This is a genomic window from Janthinobacterium sp. SUN033, assembly GCF_030397595.1.
GTDB classification, from domain to species: Bacteria; Pseudomonadota; Gammaproteobacteria; order Burkholderiales; family Burkholderiaceae_D; genus Janthinobacterium; species Janthinobacterium kumbetense.
This window is the reverse complement of record NZ_JAPQNV010000001.1, coordinates 52,468-75,284: the sequence shown is the minus strand read 5'-3', so window position 1 is coordinate 75,284 and position 22,817 is coordinate 52,468. Positions and strand designations below refer to the sequence as shown.

Annotated in this window: 21 protein-coding genes and 1 riboswitch; of the genes, 8 read left to right on the top strand and 13 right to left on the bottom strand. The window is 65.5% G+C overall.

What is annotated here, in order from left to right; genetic code table 11:
- The first annotated feature begins 6 nt into the window (after positions 1–6).
- A complete protein-coding gene (locus OX460_RS00365; RefSeq protein ID WP_289897268.1) occupies positions 7–999 on the top strand; it encodes an EDSAP-1 family PEP-CTERM protein in 993 nt (330 codons plus the stop codon).
- A 36-nt stretch (positions 1,000–1,035) separates the two neighbouring features.
- Here the strand turns inward: OX460_RS00365 and OX460_RS00360 are convergent, their stop codons facing one another.
- The 5 genes from OX460_RS00360 to OX460_RS00340 all read right to left on the bottom strand — a co-directional run bounded on the left by OX460_RS00360 (position 1,036) and on the right by OX460_RS00340 (position 7,947).
- Entirely contained in the window at positions 1,036–2,136 is a 1,101-nt protein-coding gene (locus OX460_RS00360) for a nitroreductase family protein (protein WP_289897267.1), read from the bottom strand.
- Positions 2,137–3,006 (bottom strand): ThiF family adenylyltransferase, encoded by an 870-nt coding sequence (locus tag OX460_RS00355; RefSeq protein WP_251351591.1) that lies wholly within the window; start codon positions 3,004–3,006, stop codon positions 2,137–2,139.
- 86 nt (positions 3,007–3,092) lie between these two features.
- Positions 3,093–4,676 (bottom strand): methyl-accepting chemotaxis protein, encoded by a 1,584-nt coding sequence (locus OX460_RS00350; protein ID WP_099667245.1) that lies wholly within the window; start codon positions 4,674–4,676, stop codon positions 3,093–3,095.
- 144 nt (positions 4,677–4,820) lie between these two features.
- Positions 4,821–5,018 (bottom strand): hypothetical protein, encoded by a 198-nt coding sequence (locus OX460_RS00345; RefSeq protein ID WP_010399555.1) that lies wholly within the window; start codon positions 5,016–5,018, stop codon positions 4,821–4,823.
- 94 nt (positions 5,019–5,112) lie between these two features.
- Entirely contained in the window at positions 5,113–7,947 is a 2,835-nt protein-coding gene (locus OX460_RS00340; protein WP_289897266.1) for an insulinase family protein, read from the bottom strand.
- 185 nt (positions 7,948–8,132) lie between these two features.
- Positions 8,133–8,283, top strand: a riboswitch (FMN riboswitch).
- 94 nt (positions 8,284–8,377) lie between these two features.
- Here OX460_RS00340 and ribB point away from each other — a divergent pair.
- Positions 8,378–9,025, top strand: a complete 648-nt coding sequence (gene ribB, locus OX460_RS00335) for a 3,4-dihydroxy-2-butanone-4-phosphate synthase (protein ID WP_099667243.1) — start codon at positions 8,378–8,380, stop codon at positions 9,023–9,025.
- 16 nt (positions 9,026–9,041) lie between these two features.
- Here ribB and OX460_RS00330 read toward each other — a convergent pair whose 3' ends face one another.
- A complete protein-coding gene (locus OX460_RS00330; RefSeq protein WP_289897265.1) occupies positions 9,042–10,412 on the bottom strand; it encodes an MFS transporter in 1,371 nt (456 codons plus the stop codon).
- Positions 10,413–10,545: 133 nt separating this feature from the next.
- Between OX460_RS00330 and OX460_RS00325 the strand changes: the two genes are divergently transcribed.
- The 6 genes from OX460_RS00325 (at position 10,546) to OX460_RS00300 (ending at position 15,902) form a co-directional block, all read left to right on the top strand.
- The gene (locus tag OX460_RS00325; protein ID WP_289897264.1) at positions 10,546–11,421 is read left to right on the top strand and encodes a LysR family transcriptional regulator; all 876 of its coding nucleotides are present in this window, start codon (positions 10,546–10,548) and stop codon (positions 11,419–11,421) included.
- A 116-nt stretch (positions 11,422–11,537) separates the two neighbouring features.
- The gene (locus OX460_RS00320; protein WP_289897263.1) at positions 11,538–11,861 is read left to right on the top strand and encodes a hypothetical protein; all 324 of its coding nucleotides are present in this window, start codon (positions 11,538–11,540) and stop codon (positions 11,859–11,861) included.
- 51 nt (positions 11,862–11,912) lie between these two features.
- Positions 11,913–12,728 (top strand): ABC transporter permease, encoded by an 816-nt coding sequence (locus OX460_RS00315; RefSeq protein ID WP_289898395.1) that lies wholly within the window; start codon positions 11,913–11,915, stop codon positions 12,726–12,728.
- 56 nt (positions 12,729–12,784) lie between these two features.
- Positions 12,785–13,816 carry an MlaD family protein gene (locus OX460_RS00310; RefSeq protein ID WP_152254684.1) on the top strand — a complete coding sequence of 344 codons (1,032 nt, stop codon included), beginning with the start codon at positions 12,785–12,787 and terminating at the stop codon, positions 13,814–13,816.
- Positions 13,813–14,484, top strand: coding sequence for a hypothetical protein (locus tag OX460_RS00305; protein ID WP_289897262.1), 672 nt, complete (start codon positions 13,813–13,815; stop codon positions 14,482–14,484). The genes OX460_RS00310 and OX460_RS00305 overlap by 4 nt, the downstream gene beginning before the upstream one ends.
- 92 nt (positions 14,485–14,576) lie before the next feature.
- Positions 14,577–15,902 (top strand): ATP-binding protein, encoded by a 1,326-nt coding sequence (locus OX460_RS00300; protein WP_289898394.1) that lies wholly within the window; start codon positions 14,577–14,579, stop codon positions 15,900–15,902.
- On the opposite strand, the gene OX460_RS00295 is transcribed toward OX460_RS00300, so the two are convergent.
- The 7 genes from OX460_RS00295 to OX460_RS00265 all read right to left on the bottom strand — a co-directional run bounded on the left by OX460_RS00295 (position 15,899) and on the right by OX460_RS00265 (position 22,703).
- Positions 15,899–17,215, bottom strand: coding sequence for an HD domain-containing phosphohydrolase (locus OX460_RS00295; protein ID WP_289897261.1), 1,317 nt, complete (start codon positions 17,213–17,215; stop codon positions 15,899–15,901). The genes OX460_RS00300 and OX460_RS00295 overlap by 4 nt on opposite strands.
- A gap of 14 nt (positions 17,216–17,229) precedes the next feature.
- A complete protein-coding gene (locus tag OX460_RS00290; RefSeq protein ID WP_289897260.1) occupies positions 17,230–18,693 on the bottom strand; it encodes an ATP-binding protein in 1,464 nt (487 codons plus the stop codon).
- A 14-nt stretch (positions 18,694–18,707) separates the two neighbouring features.
- The gene (locus OX460_RS00285; protein ID WP_251351600.1) at positions 18,708–19,547 is read right to left on the bottom strand and encodes an HDOD domain-containing protein; all 840 of its coding nucleotides are present in this window, start codon (positions 19,545–19,547) and stop codon (positions 18,708–18,710) included.
- Positions 19,544–19,876 (bottom strand): hypothetical protein, encoded by a 333-nt coding sequence (locus OX460_RS00280; protein ID WP_289897259.1) that lies wholly within the window; start codon positions 19,874–19,876, stop codon positions 19,544–19,546. Before OX460_RS00280 ends, OX460_RS00285 begins: the two co-directional genes overlap by 4 nt.
- Before the next feature lie 20 nt (positions 19,877–19,896).
- On the bottom strand, positions 19,897–20,721 hold the full coding sequence (locus OX460_RS00275; RefSeq protein WP_251351602.1) for a response regulator: 825 nt from the start codon (positions 20,719–20,721) through the stop codon (positions 19,897–19,899).
- A gap of 173 nt (positions 20,722–20,894) precedes the next feature.
- Positions 20,895–21,359 carry a hypothetical protein gene (locus tag OX460_RS00270; protein ID WP_289897258.1) on the bottom strand — a complete coding sequence of 155 codons (465 nt, stop codon included), beginning with the start codon at positions 21,357–21,359 and terminating at the stop codon, positions 20,895–20,897.
- 81 nt (positions 21,360–21,440) lie between these two features.
- On the bottom strand, positions 21,441–22,703 hold the full coding sequence (locus OX460_RS00265) for a DEAD/DEAH box helicase (RefSeq protein ID WP_289897257.1): 1,263 nt from the start codon (positions 22,701–22,703) through the stop codon (positions 21,441–21,443).
- Between the last annotated feature and the right edge of the window lie 114 nt (positions 22,704–22,817).

Sequence of the window (22,817 nt, the reverse complement as noted above, 5' to 3'; positions counted from 1 at the left end):
ATTTTCATGACTACATTTTCTTGTACCCGATTGCCCATGCTCCTGCTGAGCTTGCTATTGCTGGCCAGCAGCGGCACTGCCGGCGCCGCCGCCTACGGCTATTCGTACACCAGCGTCTTTGGCCTGGTCATCAGCAATCCCTCCGGCTCCGTCACCCTGCTCAGCAACATCGACCTGTCGCGCACGACCGCCACGCTCAATGGCAGCAGCGTCATCAATGGCGGCAGCAACGAGATCGACGCGCCGCAGGCGAAACGCGGCGCCGTCACCAAGGGGGAAAACGACTTTACCCCGCAAGGCATGGGCAACGCCTCGTATGCGCGCGGCGAGGCGCAAATCGTCGCCTCGCAAATCCCCCCCTTCCCACCGGGCTCGACCAGCACGCATACCGTGAACGCGGCAGAAACCTTCCTGACGGGCGGCGGCAGCGCGGACGCCTCGGGGCGCAACGGTTCCAGCACCGCGATGACCGTCAATTTCGTCGTCGGCCAACCGGGCGCGACCCTGGCCTTCGACTTCCAGGCCCTGCCCTTCATGCAACTGTACCTGGACGCGCTGGCCGGCACAGGTTCGGCGGCCACGACGAATATGGCGATGACGTTCAGCATCATCGATGAACATGGCCAGATCGTCTTCAGCTGGGCACCCGACGGCAAGCTCGGCTCCGGCATCCTGGGCGGCACCGAACTGGCCGATGCGGCCAGCCTCAACACGGGCTACGCGCAAACGCCGCTCACCAGCGGCAGCGTGTTCACCTACGATCCCAGCGGCTGCGGCGCCCCCACGGGCACGGGCGTCGGCACGGCGTGCGGCGGGCAGTACGGCGCCGTCACGGACAGGCTGGCGGCCGGCAGCTACACACTGGTGTTGAATATGCTGAACAGTTCCGAACTGGCCTATGTGCCAGGCGTCACGCCCATGGCGCTGCCGGGCACCTTGCCGTTGCTGACGGCCGGCCTGCTGGCGCTGGCCGGTCTGGCGCCCCGGCGGCGGCGCTGACGGGGCACCAGGCGCGAGCATGGCGTCACGCGCGCCTCACCGCCCCGCCGTTGGCGCCACCAGCAAGTCTTGCAGCGGACGGCGCAGCGAGCGCGCACTGGCCGCCGGGCCGGCGCCTATGCGTCCGAGAAACACGGCCCGATCCAACGCGGCCGCCCCCAGCACGGCCTGGCAGCGCACGGCCAGTGCCTGCGCCAGCTCCTGCAGGCCATCGGTGCGCGAAAAGGCGCGCCGTTCGCGCACATAGCGGGCAAAGATCAGCGGCGTCAGTTCCGGCTGCAATTGCAGGCCCAGTTGCGTGGCCGTCAGCCAGAAGCGTTGCATGGCGCGCCCGGCCGCCACGTAATCGTCGATGTGGCGCGGCGACGCGTCGGCCAGCAGCACGAAATGGGCGGCGCAATACAGGCCCGGCAGCAAGTCCATCTGCAGGCGCGGCGCGACGGTGCCCGCCAGCCAGGTATTGAAGAACTCCACGCGGCGCCAGCTGTGCATGACCCAGCGCATCAGGCGCGCCGTCATCGCGTCGACGCCCAGCGCCTGCTCCGGGATGCGGTCGGTGCTGTAGCGCGCGCCCCACTCGATCACGTCGCGGTGCACCTTGTGCGCTTCCGGCATGGTCAGGCGCAGCTTCGCATTGTCGAACATCAGCCGCGCGCAAGCGAGGCGCGCGCGCCTGCCTTCGAACCACTGCACGCCGTAGCCGGACGGCAAGCTGGCCGCCAGCGCCGCCTTTTCGCTGGCGCGCAAGCTGCGCGTGCTGAGCCGGCGCCGCTGCACGCTGCGCTGCGGCAAGAAGGCCGCCAGCGGATCGGGCGGCATGCCGGGGCTGTCGACCAGGCGCACATCGAAGGTAGGCAGGGTATCGGGCATGGACAAACGCCGGCGCGCTTCCATGCGCAAGCCATGGCTGCTGGCCGCCAGTGCCATGCTTTCGAGCAAGGCGCCCAGCGACAGCTGGCTGGGATGGCCGTCGAGGTCGTACACGCAGTGGCTGCGCGTATCGAAACCGTGCACGACGACATGGCGCGGCGCCACGACTTCAAAGCGCCACGGCTGCGTATTGTCGCCACTGGGCGCCCAGCGCGCCTGCTCGAGGATGTTTTCCAGCACGGGATCGATTTGCGGTGCTTGCGCCATTTATGCCCCCTGCGCGGCGCGGCGCCGCTGGATGATGGCCATCGTCAGGCGCTGCAGCGGATGACGGTGGCCGCCGGGACGCCAGGTATGCACGAGCTTGTTGCGGTAGGCGTCGAAATGCATGCCGTGCGGCGCCGCCATCACCTTACCCCGCTTTAACAGGATCTTCAACGCTTCCGTGGCGGCCGCGCCCGCGCACAGCTGGCAGCCCATGATGGTCGACGGCCCGCGCCGCTCCTTCAGGTTGATGGCCGACGGGTCGACCAGGTAGGGAGCATGCAAGCCGGCCGGCGCCAGCCCGACGAGAAAGCGCAGGGCTTTTTCTTCCTCGGGCAAGTCGCCCCAGCCAAAATATTCTTCGAACGTCATGCCGCCCGGCAGGAAGCTGAGCACGGCCGTGCCCATGCCCAGCGGAGCGGCCGTGATGGCGGGGATGCCCAGGCGGGCGCAAGTGGCGAAGGTGGCCTGGCGCGCGGGAAAGGCGAAGAAATCCAGGCCGTCCACATACAGGTCGACACCGGCGAAGAACTCGGCCAGGTTGCTGTCGTGTATGCCGTCTGGAAATTGTTTAATATCAAGTTCGGGATTGATATCGCGCGCCATCTGCGCCAAGACCGCCACCTTGGGCTGGCCCAGGGTGGACACCATGGCGCCGGCCTGGCGGTTGAAATTGGCGATATCGAAGGTGTCGAAATCGGCGATGTGAAAGGCGCCGATACCCAGCCGGGCCAGGGTCAGCAAGTGCACGCCGCCCACGCCGCCCATGCCGGCGATGGCCACGCGCTTGCCGCGCAAGCTGTCCTGCTCCGCTTGCGTGACCCAGCCCAGGTTGCGGGCGAACGCCGCGTGATACGAAAAACCGTCTGTCATGCTCACCTCTTCTGTGCATCCCTTGCGGACGAAGAAAGTTGGACAGGTGAGCCGGGGTTAAGTTCCCCAATGACAGAAAAAAGCGCTTAGCGCGTCAGGCGCCGCGCCGCAGGCACGCTGCGCTGCAGTGCTGCCGCCGCCGGCGCCGCTGCGCCCACCTTGAACACGCTGACGATCTGCGCCAGCCCGGCCGCCTGCTCGTTCATCGCCTGCGCCGCCGCCGACGCCTGCTCGACGAGGGCCGAATTTTGCTGCGTCATGTTGTCCATCTCGACGATGGCCTGGTTGATCTGTTCGATGCCGGCGCTTTGCTCGGCGCTGGCCGAGGAAATCTCGGCCACGATATCGGTCACATGCTGCACGCTGGAAACAACTTTTTCCATCGTCTCGCCCGCCAGCGCCACCAGTTTTTCACCGGCGCCCACTTGCTCGGCGGAACTGTCGATCAGCTGCTTGATTTCCTTGGCGGCCGCGGCCGAGCGCTGCGCCAGGTTGCGCACTTCGCTGGCGACGACGGCGAAGCCACGGCCCTGTTCGCCCGCGCGCGCCGCTTCCACGGCCGCATTCAGGGCCAGGATATTCGTCTGGAAAGCGATGCCGTCGATGACGGCGATGATGTCGCCGATCTTCTTCGACGAGGCATTGATGGCGCCCATGGTGTCGACCACCTGGCTCACCACGCCGCCCGCCTGGCTCGCCACTTGCGAGGCAGAAATGGCCAGCTGGTTGGCCTGGCGCGCATTGTCCGCATTCTGGCGCACGGTCGAGGTCATTTCTTCCATGGTCGACGCCGTTTCTTCCAGCGAGCCCGCCTGCTGCTCCGTGCGCGCCGACAGGTCGTGGTTGCCGGAAGCGATCTCGCCCGATGCCGTGGAAATGGATTCCGCATCGTTGCGCACCTGGCTCACCAGGTGCGCCAGGTTATCGCGCATGGCCTTGATCGCCATCAACAGACTGGATGTATCGCCGGGACGCGTATCGATCTGCGTCGTCAGGTCGCCCTGGGCGATTTGCGCCACGATGGCCGCTGCATAGTCGGGTTCGCCACCGAGCTGGCCCAGGATGCGGCGCAGCATCAGGGCCGCCAGGGCGCCCACCACCAGCATCAGCGCGCCGCCGATGGCCAGTAGCACGCCCGCCTGGGCCCAGAACTTGTGGTTGATGTCATCGATATACGTGCCCGTGCCGATCAGCCAATCCCACGGCGCAAATTTCACCACGGCATACATTTTTGCCACCGGGTCCTTCACGCCGGGACGCGTGCCATCCGCCTGCACCAGGCCGATGCGGCTGGTAGCCAGGGCCACGCGGTAGCGGTCGCCCGACTGCTTCATGTTCTTTTGCGGCGTGCCGATGCGCGCAGGATTGGGGTGGACGTACAGCAAGTCCGTGCTGAAATCGCGCACGAAATAATACATCTCGTCCTTGACGAAGCTGCCGATGGCCAGCTTGGCCTGCTGCTGGGCCTGCTCACGCGTGAGCTTGCCCGACTGTTCCAGCGCATACGCCTTTTCCACCGAGGCATTGGCCAATTCCACCAGCACCGTCAATTGCTCGACCCTTTCCGCCATCATGGTCTGGCGCAGCGAATACAGGGAGAAGGAAGCGATGAGGACGATGCCCAGCAAGGTACTGAAACACAGGAGGAGAATGCGCGAACGGAGAGTCATGGGAGCCTGGGTAAAGAATAAAATGTGGAATTATAAACAATTTCCATGTGGAAATCTTTTCAGAAAAGCAAAGCGGGCGGCGCTACCAGGCTGATGCCCGGCAGGCACCGCCCGCATATGTCTTGCTGAAGTCTGACTGACAGGTCAGGCCAAGGCTTCCTTGGCTGCCTCTTCCGGCGTCAAGCCGTCGTAGAACTGGTCGGTGAACCACTCGACCTGCTCTTCGATATGGTCCTGCGCCTGCGCCACGGTGGCGCCGCCGGCCACGAGGAAGCCTTCGACCTCGATACACCAGTTGATCAATTCCAGGGTTTCCGGATCGAGTTCTTCTTTCTTAGCCATCGTACAGTCCTTGCTTGTTAAATTGCGATCACATCCATCAGCGGCAGTTTAACAGCTTCGCCACCTTGCCGCTCCCGCAGTTCAACAATGAAGCTTACTTGGCTGCAACGTTCTTGCGTTCCGGATACAGTACTACCTGTACATAATTGTGCATGTCCAGGTAGCGCTGCGCCGCCAGTTTGACGGCTTGCGGCGTGAGGGCGCGCACGCGCTGCTCGTAGCGCAGCAGGTACGCGGGATCGCGGCCCTGCGTTACCGAACCCATCAGTTGGTTCATCCAGTAATTGTTTTCCCGCAAGGATTTCTGCTGGCGCGTGATCCAGTTCAGCTTGACCTTTTCCAGGTCCGCCGCGGATGGCCCGTCCGTCTTCATCTTGTTGATTTCGGCAAACGCGGCGGCGATCACCTTGTCCACGTTTTCCGGTCCCGTCGGCAAGTTCAGGGCCACGGAATAATGGCCATACGGATGCTGGCCCATGGACGTCTCGAAGCCGCCGCCATAGATCATGCTCATCTTTTCGCGCAGCACTTCGATGACTTTCAGGTTCAGCACCTCGCCCAGCGCTTGCAAGGTCAGTTTTTGCTCGTCCGAATACGCCACGTCGCCATTGAAGGTGATGGAAATCGTGCTCTTCGGCTCGCTGCCCATGTAGACATCCTTCTTGACCACGCCCGTCACCGGGCGCATGCCCACGTCGCGGTAGGCGTGCGGCACCTCGGCCACGGGCAAGGTGCCCAGGTAGCTGGCGATCAGCGGCTTGATCTTGTCGAGCTCGAAGCTGCCCGTGAAGATGAAGGTCATGTCGCGCGCGCTGGAAAAGCGCTGGCGGAAGATGTCCAGCGAGCGGTCCAGGCCCACCTTGTCGAAATCGGCCACGCGCGGCACGCCATCGACGCGCGGGTTGTCGCCATACATGGCGTGCTGGATGGCGTCGTAAAACACGGCTTCCGGCTGCGCCATGCTGTTTTTCGCCAGGTCCTGCTGCTTGCCGATGAAGGACTGGTACAGGCCCGCATCCTTGCGCACGTCGTGGAAATACAAATACACCAGTTGCAGCATGGCTTCCACGTCGGCGCTGCTGGCCGAGCCGCCGAAGCCTTCGCTCAGCTCGCCCAGCGAAGCGCCCACGTTGACCGTCTTACCGGCCAGCACTTTTTGCAAGTCCAGCGGCGCCAGGTCTTTCAAGCCCATGCTGCCGACCACGGCGCTGGCATAGCGGGCGTTGTAGATGTCGGCGTCGCCGAACAGCGACTGGCCGCCGAAGCGCGTCGAACCCATCAGCACCTGGTCATTCTTGAAGTCCGTGGGTTTGAGCAGCACGCGCACGCCATTGCCCAGGGTCAGCTCCGTCACGCCAATGGCGCTGTTCAGCTTTTCCGAGACGATGCTGCCGCCGGCCGGCGGGCCATCCATCAGCTTGCTGGCGAGGACTCTTTCCGTGCGCGGCTCGACCTTCTGCCGCTCCGCTTGCGCCACCGCGTCGAGCAATTGCTGCTGCGTCGGCACGCTGGCGCCCGCTTTCGGTTCGGCGCCCATGAAGACCACCAGTTTCTTTTGCTGGTCGGGAATCACCTTGGCCACCGTCTCGTTGACTTCCTGCAGCGTTACCTGCGGCAAGAGTTCCTGCGCGTACAGCAATTCATTGGCGATGCCGGGGACGGCTTCCTGCTCCAGGAAGTTGCGCGAATACTCGGCCACGAAACCGGCCGAATCGGACTTGTCGCGCTCGCTGTACGCGCGCTCGTAGTTGCGCAGCATGTTCTTGCGCGCGCGGTCCAGCTCATCCTGGCTGAAACCGAAGCGGCGCGCCCGCTCGTCTTCTTGCACCAGCGCATCGACGGCCGGCTGCACGCCGCCCTTGCCCAGCAAGGCATACGCGCTGAACGACTCATAGCCGCGCACCAGCTTGCCCATGCTGCTGCCGCCCTGGATGAACGGCGGGTTCGCCTGCTGCGTCAATTCCTGCATGCGCGCGCTGAGCATTTGCCCATACAGGTTTTCGATCATCTGGCGCCGGTAGTCGGCAATGGTGACGGGCTCCTGCGCGACGCGGATCGGGTAGCGGATGAAGACCGTGTCGTCCGGCGCTTCCTTGTCCGTGATCACCAGCGCTTCCGTTTGCGAACGCTGCGGCACATCCGCATACAGGCGCGGACGCGGCTTCGCGGGGTTCTTCAGCTTGCCGAAATGCTGGCGGATCAGCTTTTCAGCCTGGCTCGGCTCCACGTCGCCCACCACCATCACGGCCATCAGGTCGGGACGGTACCAATCCTTGTAGAAACGCTTGATGGCTTCCGGCTTGAAGGTTTTCAGCACGGATTCCTTGCCGATCGGCATGCGCTCCGCATAGCGCGAACCGTTCAGCAGCTTCGGATACAGGATCTTGTTCATGCGGTCGCTGGCGCCCTTGCCCAGGCGCGCCTCTTCCAGCACGATGCCGCGCTCGCTGTTGATGTCGGCCGGATTGAATTTCAAGCCATGCGCCCAGTCTTCCAGCACGAGAAAACCCTTTTCCAGGTTTTCCTTCTTGTTCGTCGGAATCGGCAGCACGTACACGGTTTCATCGAAACTCGTATAGGCGTTCAAGTCGGCACCGAACTTCACGCCGATCGATTGCAAGTAGGAAATCAGCTCATTGCGCTTGAAATGCGTCGAGCCATTGAAGGCCATGTGTTCCGTGAAATGCGCCAGGCCTTGCTGGTCGTCATCTTCCAGGATGGAACCGGCTTTCACCACCAGGCGCAATTCCACTTTTTGCGCGGGACGGGCATTTTTCTTGATGTAATAGGTCAGGCCGTTCGGCAGTTTTCCGACGGTAACTTCTGGTGCCAACGGCAGGGGATCGCTCAAACGGATTTCCGCCTGTGCCAGGCAGGCGCACGCCAGCAGGACGGCGCCCGAGATCAGGCGTAATTTACTCAGCTTCATGTATTCTCAACGGTAAGATTCAGTAGGCGTACCTTACACTGAAATCGTGTTTCCGCCATTAAAAACAGCTTAGGAAAAATTGCTTTTCCCAGGCAACTTTGCCGAATGACAAACTCAACAGTACCCTGCCAGTTTTTGTCAGTTGTGCTAAAGTATTGCCGCCGGTCATGTGGACCGGCACAACCATACGTCTTCGGGGCGGGGTGCGATTCCCCACCGGCGGTAAGACCGGCAACGGTCAAGCCCGCGAGCGCTTGTCAGGTTCCACCTGATGAGGTCAGCAGATCTGGTGAGACTCCAGAGCCGACGGTATAGTCCGGATGAAAGAAGATGTGCAGTAGTGTGATGTCCCATCGCCACGGCGATGCGGCCAGTTGCGTCTATTCGCTTGCCCTGCAGCGTTTTTCGCCTATGCGAGGAGCGTTTCACCATGTTAGTCAACAGCTATACCCTGCTTTCCAACGACCTGGAAGGTCGCATCCAATCCGCCCTGGCCGCCATGCGCGCCGGCATCCCCGTCATCCTGCTCGACGATTTCGACCGTGAAAACGAAGCCGACCTGATCCTGTCGGCCGAAAAATTGACGAACGAGACCATGGCTTTGCTGATCCGCGAATGCAGCGGCATCGTCTGCCTGTGCCTGCCGACGGACGTCGTCAGCGCGCTGGAATTGCCGCCCATGTCGTCCGACAATGGCAGCCGCTACGGCACGCCGTTCACCGTCTCCATCGAGGCGCGCGACGGCGTCACGACGGGCGTGTCGGCCGCCGACAGGGTCACCACCATCCGCGCCGCCATCGCGCCGAATGCCAAGCCGGCAGACCTGGTGCGCCCTGGCCACGTGTTCCCCCTGCGCGCCGCGCCCGGCGGCGTGCTCGAGCGACGTGGCCACACGGAAGGCTCCGTCGACCTGTCGCGCATGGCGGGCCTGAACCCGGCCGCCGTGCTGTGCGAACTGATGAACCCGGACGGCACCATGATGCGCGGCGACGATATCGAGCGCTTCGCCGAACTGCACGGCATGCCGATCCTGACCATCGAAGAACTGGTGGAGTGGCGCAGCACGCGCGGGCAATAAGCCGTCAGGCCAGCCTTCAGGCGGCCACGGCCTTCGGCAGATGCACGTGGCGGTAGACGAGGCCAGCCGCCAGGCCATACGCGACGGCGATCGTCGCGTAGGCCAGCGGCAGGCGCAGCGACCAGTCTTGCACCATGTGCAGGATGCTGCCGATCAGGGCCACGCCCACCAGCGCGCCGATTTGCCGGTTCGCATTCAAGGCCGCCGCCGCGCTGTTCGCATGCTGCTTGCCGGCCACCCGCATCACGGTGGCCGTCATGGCAGGAATGGCGATGCCGATGGCCACGTTCATGACGGCCGTGCCCAGCGCCAGCAGAAAATATGGCGTGGCGGGACGCAAGGCCATCAGCAGCAAGGCCATGACGGCGCCCACCAGCAAGCCTAGCAGCATGGGCAAGCGCGTGCCATGACGCGCCGCAATACTTCCCGCCATAAAATTTCCCACCGTATAGGCCGCCATCATGGGCAGCAGGCGCAAGCCCGACTGCAAGGCATCGGCGCCGCCCGACTGCTGCAGGAACAGGCTCAACAAGAACAGCTGGCCGAACACGCAGAAGTTGATCAAAAACCCCACGCCATTGGCCGCGCCAAAGCTGCTGCTGTGAAACAGTGCGCGCGGCAACAGCGGGTGACTGCCGCTGCGTTCGCGCCGCAGCAATTGCCCGGCGGACAGCACCGTCAAGGACCCCGCCGCCAGCACGCCCGGCGACAGCCAGCCCAGCACGGGACCTTCGATCAGCACGAAACTCAGACCCGCCAGCGCCGCCACGCCCAGCGCATGGCTGAACAGCGATAGATCGCGCGGCTGGCGCGCCGGCGCGGCCAGCAACAGCTGCGCCATGACGATGGCCAGCACGCCCAGCGGCACGTTGACCCAGAACACGCTGCGCCAGCCGAACTGGTGCACGAGAATGCCGCCGATCAAGGGGCCGGACGCGCCGGCCACGCCCACCAGGGCCGACCAGGCGCCCAGCATGCGCGTGCGTTCGCGCTCGTCTTCAAAGCTGTGCGTCAGCAGGCTCAGCGAACTGGGCATGAACAGGGCCGCGCCCGCGCCCTGCAGCAGGCGCGCCGCCGTCAGGAAATGCCCGTCGGGCGCGGCGCCGCACAGCACCGAACCAAGGATGAAAACGCCGAGGCCGCCCTGGTACACGGCTTTCGGCCCGTAGCGGTCGGCCAGCGCGCCGCCGGCCAGCAGCAGCGCGGCAAACGTCAGGGTGTAACCGTCGACCACCCACACCAGGCCCGTCAGCGGTATGGCCAGGTCCAGCGCGATATCGGACAACGCCACGTTAACGGCCGTGACGTCGAGCATGGCCATGACGAAGCCGAACGCCAGGGTCAGCAGGATCAAGCCGCTGGCGCGGCGCGGTGTAGGGGCAGGCATGGTATTTCCTTGCAGGGACGGGGGGCAGTCATTATGCGAGTGTTGAGGAATGCAGTAAACAGGCAGAAAATCGGCACCATGATGCAAAAATGCATCACAATAACGACAGGAAAACAAACCATGGATTGGGCTTATGGACTGGGATAACGCGCGCATCTTTCTCGCCATCGGCCGGGCCGGCACCCTGCGCGGTGCGGCCGCCCTGCTGCGCATCGACCAGGCCACGTGCGGGCGCCGCCTGGCCGCGCTGGAAAGCTCGCTGGGCGCCACCCTGTTCCTGCGCACGCCATCGGGTTACGTGCCCACGCCGGCCGGCGAGCTGGCGCTCACGGCGGCCGAAGCGATGGAGCGGGCGGCCGACAAGCTGCAGCGCGAAATGCAGGGCGTCGACAACCGTTTAAGCGGCCTGGTGCGCGTGGCCACCACCGACACCATGGCCAGCCATTTCGTCATCCGCGCCATGCAGCAGCTGCATGCGGCCCACCCCGACATCCGCATCGTGCTCAACGTGGCACCGGCGCTGGCCAGCCTGACGCGGCGCGAAGCGGACCTGGCCGTGCGCGGCGTGCGCCCCACCGACCCGGACCTGATCTCGCGTCACCTCGTCAAACGCAGCCTGGGCCTGTACGCGTCAACCAGCTACCTGGCCGAGCGGGGCGAACCCGTGCGCGGCACGGCGCTGGCCGGCCACGACATCGTCATCTACCACCAGTCCGTGACGCCGCGCCATGCGGACAAGATCGCCGGCGAATCCGTCGCCAACGCCCGGGTCGCCATGGAAGTGAACTCGGCGGCGATGCTGCAGGAAGCCACGCGCGCGGGCCTGGGCGTGGCCGAACTGGCCACCCACCTGGGCGACATCGACCCGCAACTGGTGCGCATCTGGCCCGAGCGGGCGGAAACATATGACGTGTGGCTGGTCATGCATGCCGACCTGAACCGTTCTGCCCGCGTGCGCGCGGCGGCCGACGCCATCATTGCCAGCGTGGGCACCGCCAGCGCCGCCTGACAGCCGCGCACAATAGTGCCGAAAAGAAACTTTCTTTTTGATAAGTCTGATAAAATCCGCACCCCGCCGCGCGCAGCCACCGCCGCGGGATCCCTCAATCCCCCTGGAGAATTTTTATGCTTATCTGGCAAGGCTTCGGCATACTCGCCCCCCTGATCTGTTTTATCGTCGTACTGGCCGCGCAGGCGCTGTTTGGCGCCACCCTGGGCGAAGCCTACACGAAGAGCCACGCGTGGCCCCTGGCCCTGGCCTTCCTGCTGGCGGCTGCCGCCAGCTGGTATGCGGGCGTGCGCCTGAACAACGCGCCAGGACGCGAACTGATCGACCCGGCCACGCAGGAAAGAGTCATCTTGCGCAAACGCCACACCCTGTTCTGGATTCCGATGCAATACATCGCCGTACTGATGGTCGTGATGGCCGGCTTCGCCCTGTTCGGATAGCCGCGCACGCTAGCCGTGCTTGCCGGGCCGGGCTGATGTTAAGATGCCATGATGACCCTCTCCGTCTCCCTCATCATCAGCCTGCGCCGCCTGCACCGGGCCACCATGGCCTGGCTGGTCAGCTGGTGGCGCATGCTGCATTTCGCCATCCTCGTGTTTTCGCTGGGCCTGTCGCCATCGAGCTATAACCGCGACAACCGCCCCATCCTCGCGCACCGCCTGGTGACGAACACGGCGCCGAACCTCGTCTGGTTCAGCGTCGCCTGCGCGCTGGTCAGCCTGGTGCTCATCCGCATCGTCGTCGTCAGCGCGCAAAGCTACGGCCTGTCGCGCTATGCGCTGGAAATGGTGGTGCGCGTGCTGGTGCTGGAACTGATCCCGCTGACGGCCGCCCTGTTCGTCGCCCTGCGCCTGACCTTGCCCGACGGCATCGCGTTCGCGCAAATGCGCTCGTCCGGCATGCTCGACACCATGCAGCGCCAGGGCGTTGACCTGCTGCGCCGCGAATACTTTCCGCGCGTCATGTCCGGCATCTTCGCCGTGTGGATGCTGGCCATCGTCAGCTGCGTCACCTCGCTGATCCTCGCCTACCTCACCATCTACGGTTTTACGCCGTGGGCGCTGCAGGGGTATACGCGCGTCGTCGGGCAGATCTTCAATCCCGCCGTGGCCCTGATCCTGATGCTCAAGGTCATCTTCTTCAGCTTTGCCGTGGCCCTGATCCCGCTCGCTTCCTCGTACTATCCCGAAGAGCCGCATGGCCGCCGCAACCGCCTGTGGGCCGCGCACGGCCTGTCCGAAATGCTGCGCCTGTTTTCCGTCATCCTGCTGATCGAAGTGGCTTCGCTGATGGGCAATTACTACTGACGCCCCGCCCGCCGCCGCCAGCGATCCCCGAACCACCCATACGAGAGCCAGTATCCATGAGCCAGAGCCAGCCCCCCAATCCCGACCAGGTCGACGTCACGGCGCCCGCCGGTCTCGCGCAAGATGCCGTCCTGCCCGCCCCGCCGCCCGTGCGCCACGCCGAACTGAAGGCGGCCATCCTGCTCGTCTTCATGTTCGTGCTGGTGGTCGGCTCCGTCGTCTACCTGATGTATGCGCGCGGCGCCTTCGAAGCCACGCAGACGCTGGTGCTGACGGCCGACGATTCGGACGGCGTCGGCGTGGGCGCCGACCTGACCTTTTCCGGCTTTCCCATCGGCCGCGTGCAGCGCATCGAGCTGGCGCCGGACGGCCGCGCGCGCGTGATCATCGACGTGCCGCGCAAGGACGCGCACTGGCTGCGCAGCAGCTCCATCTTCACCCTGGAACGGGGCATCGTCGGCGGCGCCAAGCTGCGCGCCTACAGCGGCATCCTGACGGACCCGCCGCTGCCCGACGATGCCACGCGCGACTTGCTGGTGGGCGACATGGCGGCGGAAATCCCCCGCCTGCTGGCCGCCGCCAAGGACTTGCTGAACAACGTGGCCAGCCTGACAGGCAGCGATTCCGCGCTCGACGGCACCCTGCGCAACGTGCAGGCCGTCACCGGCAAGCTGAGCGGCCCGGGCGGCGCCATGGGCTTGCTGACGGGCGACGACAAGCAGTCGCGCCTGCTGGTCGAGCGGGCCAACACCCTGCTGGTCACGGCCGACCAGCTGGCACGCCGCACGGATGGCCTGGTGGCCAACGCCGACACGCGCGTCTTTGGCGACAAGGGCGTGATGACGGATGCGCAGGCCACCATCGTGCAGCTGAACGCCCTGCTGGCCGACACCCGCGCCAGCCTGAAAAAAGTCGACGCCGTGCTGGTCGAAGCGCAAGCCGTGGGCGCCAACGCCAGGGCCGCGACGGCCGACCTGGGGCCGCTGCGCGCCGACGTGGAAAGCAATCTGCGCAAGGTCGAGCAGCTGGTCAATGACATCAACCGCAAATGGCCGTTCAAGCGCAATCCGGAGATCAAACTGCCATGACCCTATCCCGCCCCGCCATCGCCGCCCTGCTGTGCACCTTGCTGGCCGCCTGTTCCAGCGGCCCGCCCGTGCCGGACTGGAAAATGAATGCGCAAAGTTCCATCGAACGGTTTCAATCGGCGTATTTGAATGGCAAGACCCTGGTCGAGCAGACGGAATTCCGGCGCGCCCGCAGCCAGGTGGCCGGCACGGGCAAGCTCGAGCTGGTGGCGCGCATCGAACTGCTGCGCTGCGCCGCGCGCGTGGCCAGCCTGGCCTTCGAGGACTGCGCCGGCTTTGACGCGCTGCAAGCCGATGCGACCGCCGCCGACCGCGCGTATGCGGCCTGGCTGGCCGGCAAGGGGCAGGCGGCCGACGTCGCCCTGCTGCCCGAAGCGCAGCGGGCGGCCGCCGGCGCCGCCTCCGACACGGCCGCCGCCAGCGCCGTGGCGGCCATCGATGACCCGCTGTCGCGGCTGGTTGCGGCCGGCGTGCTGCTGCGCTCGGGCCGCGCCACGCCGGCGCTGCTCGACACGGCCGTCGCCACCGCCTCGGACCAGGGCTGGCGCCGGCCGCTGCTGGCGTGGCTGGGCGTGCAGCGCCTGCGCGCCGAACAGGCGGGCGATACGCAGGCGGCGCAGCGCATCGCGCGGCGCATGGCGATCGTCGAGCAGACGCTGGCCCCGTGATGCGCCGCTGAAGATGGCGGCCCAAGGCAGGCAGAATCAGGCATAATCGAGCCAGGATGACAGCTATGCCGTGCAGGCAGCGAGGTGTGACGATGCAGTTCGAGGATTTCGACCTTTCCACTCCCGATCCCGGCCGGCATGCCGGGCCGGCGCCTGGCGATGACGTCTCGGCCGCCACGGCCGTGCGCCTGCAATACCTGCTCGACAATACCCCCTCCATCATCTATTGCACCGTGCCCAGCGGCGACTTCAAGATGACCTTTGTCAGCAACAATGCCTTGAACGTGCTGGGCTACCAGCCCGAGGAAATGGTGGCCGACCCCAATTTCTGGTTCGACCACATCCACCCCGACGACGCCCCCGGCATCTTTTCCAGCCTGGCGCAGATCTTCGTCGAAGGCGCGCGCGCCTATGAATACCGTTTTCGCGTGCGCGACGGCAGCTATCTGTGGATGCACGACAGCCTGCGCCTCGTGCGCGACGAGCACGGCGTGCCGTTCGAGGTCATCGGCTCGCTGACGGACATCACGGAACGCAAGCGCATGGAAGCGATGCTGCAGGCGCGCGGCGAAGAGCAGCAACTACTGATCAGCAAGCTGCAGGAAGCGCACGACCAGCTGCTGCAATCGGAAAAGATGGCGTCCATCGGCCAGCTGGCGGCCGGCATCGCGCATGAAATCAATAACCCGATCGGCTTCGTCAATTCGAACATGAGTTCGCTGCAAGGCTATGTCGCCACCCTGTTCGACGTCATCGCGCAATACGAGGCGGCGATGGGCGAGCCGCTCGACGGCCCGGCCCTGGTCGCGCGCGTGGCCCAGGTGCGCGCGCAGGCCGACCTGGCCTTCCTGCAGGACGACATCGGCGACCTGGTGCGCGAATCGATGGATGGCCTCAAACGCGTGCGCGACATCGTGCAGGCGCTGAAGGATTTTTCCCACGTGGGCGAGACGGACTGGCAAGTGGCCAGCCTGCATGCGGGCCTGGACAGCACCCTGAACATCGTCGCCAACGAATTGAAATACAAGGCGCGCATCGAAAAACACTATGGCGAGCTGCCGCCCATACTGTGCCTGGCCTCGCAGCTGAACCAGGTCTTCATGAACCTGCTCGTCAACGCGGGCCAGGCCATCAGCAGCGACGGCGTGATCAGCATCCGCACCGGCCATGCCGGCGACTGGGTGTGGGTGGAGATCGGCGACACGGGCGCCGGCATCGCGCCCGAGCACCTGAACCGCATCTTCGAGCCGTTCTTCACCACCAAGGCCGTGGGCAGCGGCACGGGCCTGGGCCTGTCGCTGTCGTACGGCATCGTCAACAAGCACGGCGGACGCATCGACGTGGCCTCGGAAGTGGGCCGCGGCACGCGCTTTACCGTGCACCTGCCGCTGCAGCCGCCGGGCGCCACGAACGCCTAGGCTTCCTTCACGGGCGCATACACGCGGATGCTCAGGCGCCCGCCATTCTTGCCTTCGAAGTCGAGCAGCTGGGCGATCACGCGGGCCGTCAGCACGTGTTCGGCCGCCAGCAGCATCAGGCCATCGCGGCTGATCAGGTCGCGCGACAGCACCATGCCCGGCTCCAGCTGGCCCGACAGCACCGTCAGGTCGCGCGCCGGCGGTTCCGTCTCTTCCATGATGCCGCGGAAAGCGGCCACCACGGCCGGGTCGTAGCGCTTGCCGACGCTGTCGTAGATCAGGGTGCGGGCCTCGTCGGCGCGCAGGCTGCGCTGCACCATGGCGCCGATCTGCAAGCCGTCGTAGTCCGACGCCAGCGCCAGGATGCGCGCGCCCAGCGGAATGGCCAGGCCCACCATGCCATCGGGAAAGCCGCCGCCGTCGAAGCGTTCCAGCTGCGAGCGCAGGATCACGGAAACGGCGCGCAGCTCGTCGAGCGCCATCAGCAATTGTTCGGCGCGCAGCGGATGCTTGCGGAACGCGGCCAGCTGCTCGCCCGTCCAGGCGCTGGCCGGCAGCTCCAGCACATCGTCGCTCAAGCTGAGCTTGCCGATATCCTTGAGCAGGGCCGCGATGAACACGTCGCGCGCCTCTTGCCCGTCCAGGCCCAGCGCCTGCGCCAGCTTGCGCGACAGCTCGGCCACCCGCCGCGCATGGCCGGCCAGCTTGCCGCCGCGCATCTCGATCAGGTTGGAAAACACCTTGATGGTCGTCACGAACGTGGCCTTCAGGCGCTCGTTGGCCGCCTGCACCTCGTCGTGCGACAGTTTCAGCTGCTGCGTGCGCGTGGCCACCTTCGCTTCCAGGCTGGCGTTGAGCGCCTGCAGCTCCACGTTCTGGCTGGCCGTCAGCGCTTCCAGGCGCCGTTTTTCCTGCTCCAGCGCGCGCCGCTCCAGCGCGTGGCGCACCACCAGCACGATATCGTTCTCGTCCCAGGGCTTGGTCACGTAGCGGTAGATCTCGCCCTGGTTGATGGCGTCGAGGATGGACTGGATGTCGGCATAGCCGGTCAGCAGCAAGCGCATGGTGCCGGGCCAGCGCTGGCGCACCTGGGCCAGGAATTGCGCGCCATCCATGTGCGGCATGCGCATGTCGGAGATGACCAGGTCCACCGTCTCGCTGTCGAGCAGGGCCAGGCCGGCTGCGCCGCTCTCGGCCGTCAGCACGCGGTAGCCGTGCGGGCGGAACAGGCGGCGCAGCGACGACAGGATATTCGGTTCGTCGTCGACGCACAGGATGGTGGGCGGCGGCGCGGCCGCGGTGCTGGTGCTCATGCTGTCCTGTTCGGTCATGGTGTGGCCGCCTGCGCCTGGCGCACGGGCAAGGTGATGCGGAAGGTGGTGCCGCGGCCGATGACGCTGCGCACGTCGATGCGGCCGTGGTGTTTCTGTACCGTCGTATAGGCCAGCGACAGGCCCAGCCCCGTGCCCTTGCCGACGGCCTTGGTGGTGAAGAAGGGGTCGAAGATGCGCGACAGGTGTTCGGGCGCGATGCCGCCGCCCGTGTCCTCGACTTCGATCCACACTTCCGTGGCGCTGTCGCTGCCCGTGCGCAGGGTGATGCGTCCGCGCGCCTCGCCCATGGCGTGGGCGGCGTTGACGACCAGGTTCATGATCACCTGGTTCAGCTCGGAAGGCTGGCATTCGATATCGGGAATGTCGGCATATTCGCGCACCACGTCGGCCTTGTACTTGACCTCGTTGTTCACGATATTGAGCGTGGTATCGATGCCCTGGCGCAAGTCGGCCCAGACCCACTCCTGGTGCGCGTCCGTGCGCGAAAAATCCTTCAAGTCCTGCACGATGCGGCGCACGCGCGCAATGCCTTCCTTCGACTCGCCCATCAGCATCGGTATGTCGGTGCGCAGGAAGTCCAGGTCGATCTGTTCGCGCAGCGCCCGCAGGCGCGCCGCCACCACGGGGTCGGCGACGGCCGGCTCGGCTTCCTCATAGGCGTCGAGCATGGAAAACAGGTCGTCCAGGTAGCCTTCCAGGGTGCCGACGTTGGAAAACACATAGCCGATGGGATTGTTGATCTCATGCGCCACGCCCGCGGCCAACTGGCCGATCGAGGCCAGCTTTTCCGACTGCAGCAGCTTTTGCTGGGCCAGCGACAGCTTGCTGTTCAATTCCGTCAGGGCCAGGTTGCGCTCGCGCAACTCCAGATCGGCGATCTGGCGCTGGCGGATATCGTCGGCCAGGCGCTCGTTCATTTCAGCCAGCTGGGCCGTGCGCTTGGCCACCAGGTGTTCCAGGTTGTCGTGCGCCTTGCGCAACGCCAGTTCCGCCAGGCGCCGCTCGCTCACGTCGCGCAGGGTTTCGATGGCGCCCACCAGGCGTCCCTGGCGGTCGCGCAGGGGTGCCGCCGTGAAATGCAGCCAATGGCCGTCCGGGCCGATATCGGCAAAGAAATCCTCGGCCTCAAAGGCGCCGGGGATCACGGGAGAGCGCTTCAGCTTGCCCAGGTAAAGGTCATTTTCACCGAGCGCGATATCGTCGGCCACCAGCAGGTCGGCCAGGCAGGCGCGCGGCTGCGGATAAAACGCCTTCCAGTGGTCGCGCGTGCCGACCATCTCGGCGGCCGTAAAGCCCAGCAACTGTTCGCAGGCGCTATTCCAGTGCGTGATCACATGGTCCGTGTCGATGGCGAACGTGGCCACGGGATGGCCGTCGAAAAACGCCGACAGCGCGATGGTGTCTCCCTGGCGGCGTTCCGGCGTGGCGGGCAGTGCCTGCCCTGCTTCTGTGTCCATGGCCTCTGTCCTGTTCATGCCAGCATGATCCGCGACATTTCATCGAAGGTGTGTTCCGTTTGCCGCAGCAGCGCCAGCCAGGCCGGCTCGTCCAGGGCGACGCTGCGCCAGCCCGTGGCCGACAGGGGCGGCACCAGCGCATCGTCGACGCCGGCCAGGTCGAGCCCCAGGGCGACGGCATTGGCCAGGTGCACGGCCAGCGGCAAGCCGCCCGCGTCCAGGCGCTCGATGGCGTGGTGGTCGGCCACCGCCTGTTGTATCGCTTCAGGAAACTTCCAGTAAGCGGCCAGGGCGCTGCCCACCTGCGCGTGATCGATGCCGATGACGGCCAGTTCCGCCTCGGCCATCTGGCAATCCTGCGCCTGGCGGTGGCTGCGCACGAGCGCGTGCTCGTCCGGGAAGCGCGTCACCAGCACCAGGGTGCCCAGGTCGTGCAGCAGTCCCGCCGTGAACGCCGTTTCGGGATTGACGCGCAAGTGCGGCGCCAGCAGGCGCGCGGCGATGGCCGTGGCCAGCGAATGGCGCCAGAAGGCCTGGAAATCGAAGCCGCCGCTGACGGGCGCGAAGCTGCCCGTCAGGGCGCAGGCCGTGACGACGGTGCGGATGCTGTGAAAGCCCAGCACGGAAACGGCTTGCGGAATGCTGGTGACCTTCGATTGCATGCCGTAGAACGAGGAATTGGCGATGCGCAAGGTCTTTGCGGCCAGGGCCTGGTCCAGCTCGATCTTTTGCGCCAGCACATGCACGTCCGTGTCGTCCTGGTCCATACTCGACAACAGTTCCAGCACCACCACCGGCAGCGAGGGCAGTTCCTGTATCTGGCGAATGATGTGTTCAAAACTGAGGCGTGTCATGCCGCCCCCCCTTGCCGGTAGCGCTGCAGCAGCGCCAGCAGTTCCGCCCCCGCGGAATCGGGCGGCGTGGCGCGGAACAGCACGGCCAGCCGTTCCAGGCGGCGTACCCGTTCCTGCTCGGCATGCGCCTGCGCGGCGGGGTCAGGCTCCGCTTCCATGACGACGTGGCAGCGCTCCACATTGCGCCTGCGCAAGGCCGTCAGGTTCGCCGCCGTCAGCGTGGCACCCTGGGCCAGCAGCACGGCGCCGCTGGCGTCATTCAAGGCTTGCGCCAGCACCATGCCTTCCTGCGCCTGCTCCATGGAAATCTCGCGGCCGCTTTCACTCACGCTTGCACTCACGCTTATACTCATGTACCCGCTCCATGACGACTCAGGGTGACCAGGCTGCCGCGCGAGCGCGAATGCAAGCCCATGGGATGGACGGCCACGACATACGGCTGGCCATCGATGGCGGCCAGGCGAGGCGTGCCCTGCCCGTCGAACAGCTGCGGCAGGACGATCGCCGCCTCGTTGCCCAGCAAGGCCGCACCCCGTTCGAACAGGCTGGCGGCTGCCCCGTTGATGAAAGCGATCATGCCTTCGTCGTCGAGCCCGATCACGGGCAGCGGCAGGAATTGCAGCACTTCGCGCGCGATGCCCAGGCTGACCTCGTCGCGGCTGATCTGGTGCTGCTGCTGGCACACCAGCGCCTGCATGGCGGCATTCGCGGCCGCCAGCGCCTGGTTGACGTCGCGCAACTGCGCATTCAGGCGCACATTGTCGTCGTCGATGCCCTTCAGGCGAAACGCTTCGGCGATATGCTCGCGCAGCTGATGGTCTTCCCAGGGTTTGGTAAGAAACTTGAAGATGGCGCCTTCGTTGACGGCGTCCGTGACGGCCTGCAATTCGGTATAGCCCGACAGCATGATGCGGATGGTTTGCGGACACAGCAGCTTGGCCTTGCGCAGGAAGTCGGCGCCCAGCATGCCGGGCATGCGCTGGTCCGACACGATGACGTCGACGGCATGGCTGGCCAGCACTTCCAGCCCTTCCTGGCCGCTGCCGGCCGTCAAAATATGGTAACCGTCGCGCCGCAGCAGGCGCTTCAGGGAAGCGAGGATATTCGGCTCGTCATCGACCAGCAGCAAGGTGCGCGGCGACGCCACGGCGTCCGCCGCCACAGTCCCTGGCATACCATGCTCATCGTGCACATCCATCGGACCATCCTCTCATCGCCATGGCGATACGGGAGCTTGCCTGAAGGGGGGATCCGCCGCGCGGGAGAGTCTTGCGCGGCAGCCAGCCTGCCTTGAAATTATACGACTAAATATTCCTCTATGGCACTTATCCGCCATTTATCCGGCACTTATCCGCGCCGTGCCGGACACGGCGTGTCGCGGTAAAACACAAAGCCGCCCAGGCCGATGGCTTGCGTATCGGCTTTCACGGCGTACACCAGCGTGTTCCTGGCCGCCTCGACCCTCAGCAGGTTCTGGTGCAGCACCGTTTGCGCGTGCGCCAGTTCCAGCGACGGGGTCGGCGCCAGCTGCAAACGCAGTTCGGACGTGGCCGCATCGTAGGCCCAGCGGCCCGGATTGAAAAAGGCGAAACCGCCGTCGAAACGCAGGCTGCCATCCTTGAACTGGGTCAGGCAAATACCGGGAAATTCGCTGGGTGGGTTGTACCAGGTGGCGGCCACGGCGGCATCGGCCGGCGTATTGCCCGGCATCTGCATGCCGGACGTGCCGTGGTTGCCGCCCGTGCCGGCGCAAGCGGCCAGCGCCGCGAGGCAGGCGGCAGCGGCCGCCCGTTTGATCATGATCCCGTGCATTTCCGTCCCCTTGCTTTATAGAAACACAATCTTAGTCCGGGAAACGTGGCCGTTCAAGCGGCTAGCGCACATAAGGTGGATTTAATTGCCCTCGGCCGCCTTTGCCGCCAGGGCCTCCGCTTCGCGCAATTTGTCCTTTTTGCTCTTGCGCGCGCCCTTTACGCCGCCGTTGACCGTATCGGTGACGGGATTCACGGGCGTCGGCAGTTCCGTCGGCTCGAAACCGGCCACCACTTCGCGCACGATGCGCAAGTCGTTGCGGTTTTCGATCAAACGGAAATGCGCTTCCGTATCGGCCGTCACGAAACTGATGGCCGTGCCGCTTTCACCGGCGCGGCCCGTGCGGCCGATGCGGTGCGTGTAGTCGACGGCCGAACGGGGCAAGTCATAGTTGACGACGGCCGGCAGGCCGGCGATGTCGATGCCGCGCGCGGCCACGTCGGTGGCCACCAGCACCTGCAAGCGGCACGCCTTGAAGTCGGCCAGCAGCTGGCTGCGCGTGCCCTGGCTGAATTCGCCGTGGAAGGCGCCCACGTGCAGGCCAGCGCGCTGCAGCTTGTCGGCCACGTGTTCGGCCGCGTACTTGGTGGCGACGAACACCAGCACGCGCTCCCACTGCTGCTGCAGGATCAGGTAGCGCAGCAGCTGCGTGCGGCGCGGCACGTCCACCGTGATGGCGCGCTGCACGATGTCGGGCTTGTCCTGCGGTTCGGACGCCACTTCGATGCGCACGGGTTCGCTGAGCAGGCCGTCGGCCAGCGCCTGCACGTTGTCGGGGAAGGTGGCGGAGAAGAACAGGTTTTGCCGCTGCTTGGGCAGCAGCGCCAGGATGGCGTTGATTTCTTCGCTGAAACCCATGTCCAGCAAACGGTCGGCTTCATCCAGGACGAACAGCGACACGCCGCCCAGTTTGACGGCATTCTGGCGCACCAGGTCCAGCAGGCGGCCCGGCGTGGCGACGACGATATCGGCGCCGCCGCGCAAGTCCATCATCTGCGGATTGATCGACACGCCGCCGAACAGCACGGAAATCTTCAGTTTGATCGGCAGCGGCTTGGCCAGCGCGTGCACCGTCTGCCCCACCTGCGCCGCCAGCTCGCGCGTGGGCACGAGGATCAGCGCGCGCACCTGGCGCGGGCCGGAAACGGGCGCCATCAGCGCCTGCAGCAGTGGCAGCGCGTAGGCGGCCGTCTTGCCGGAACCCGTCTGCGCCGCGCCCAGCACGTCGCTGCCGCGCAGGATGGCGGGAATGGCGGCCGCCTGGATGGCCGTCGGCGCGGCATAGCCGGCCTTGTCGACGGCGCGGACCAGGGCGGGAATCAGACCCAGTGAGGAAAATGGCATAGCGGGCCTTCTTATTATTTAGTCATGAAGTGAGACCGGCCGCAATGTGCGGCCGGTCGGGATAGCGACAGTATAAAGCAATGACAGATAACGCCCAACCAAGCCTACTGCGCG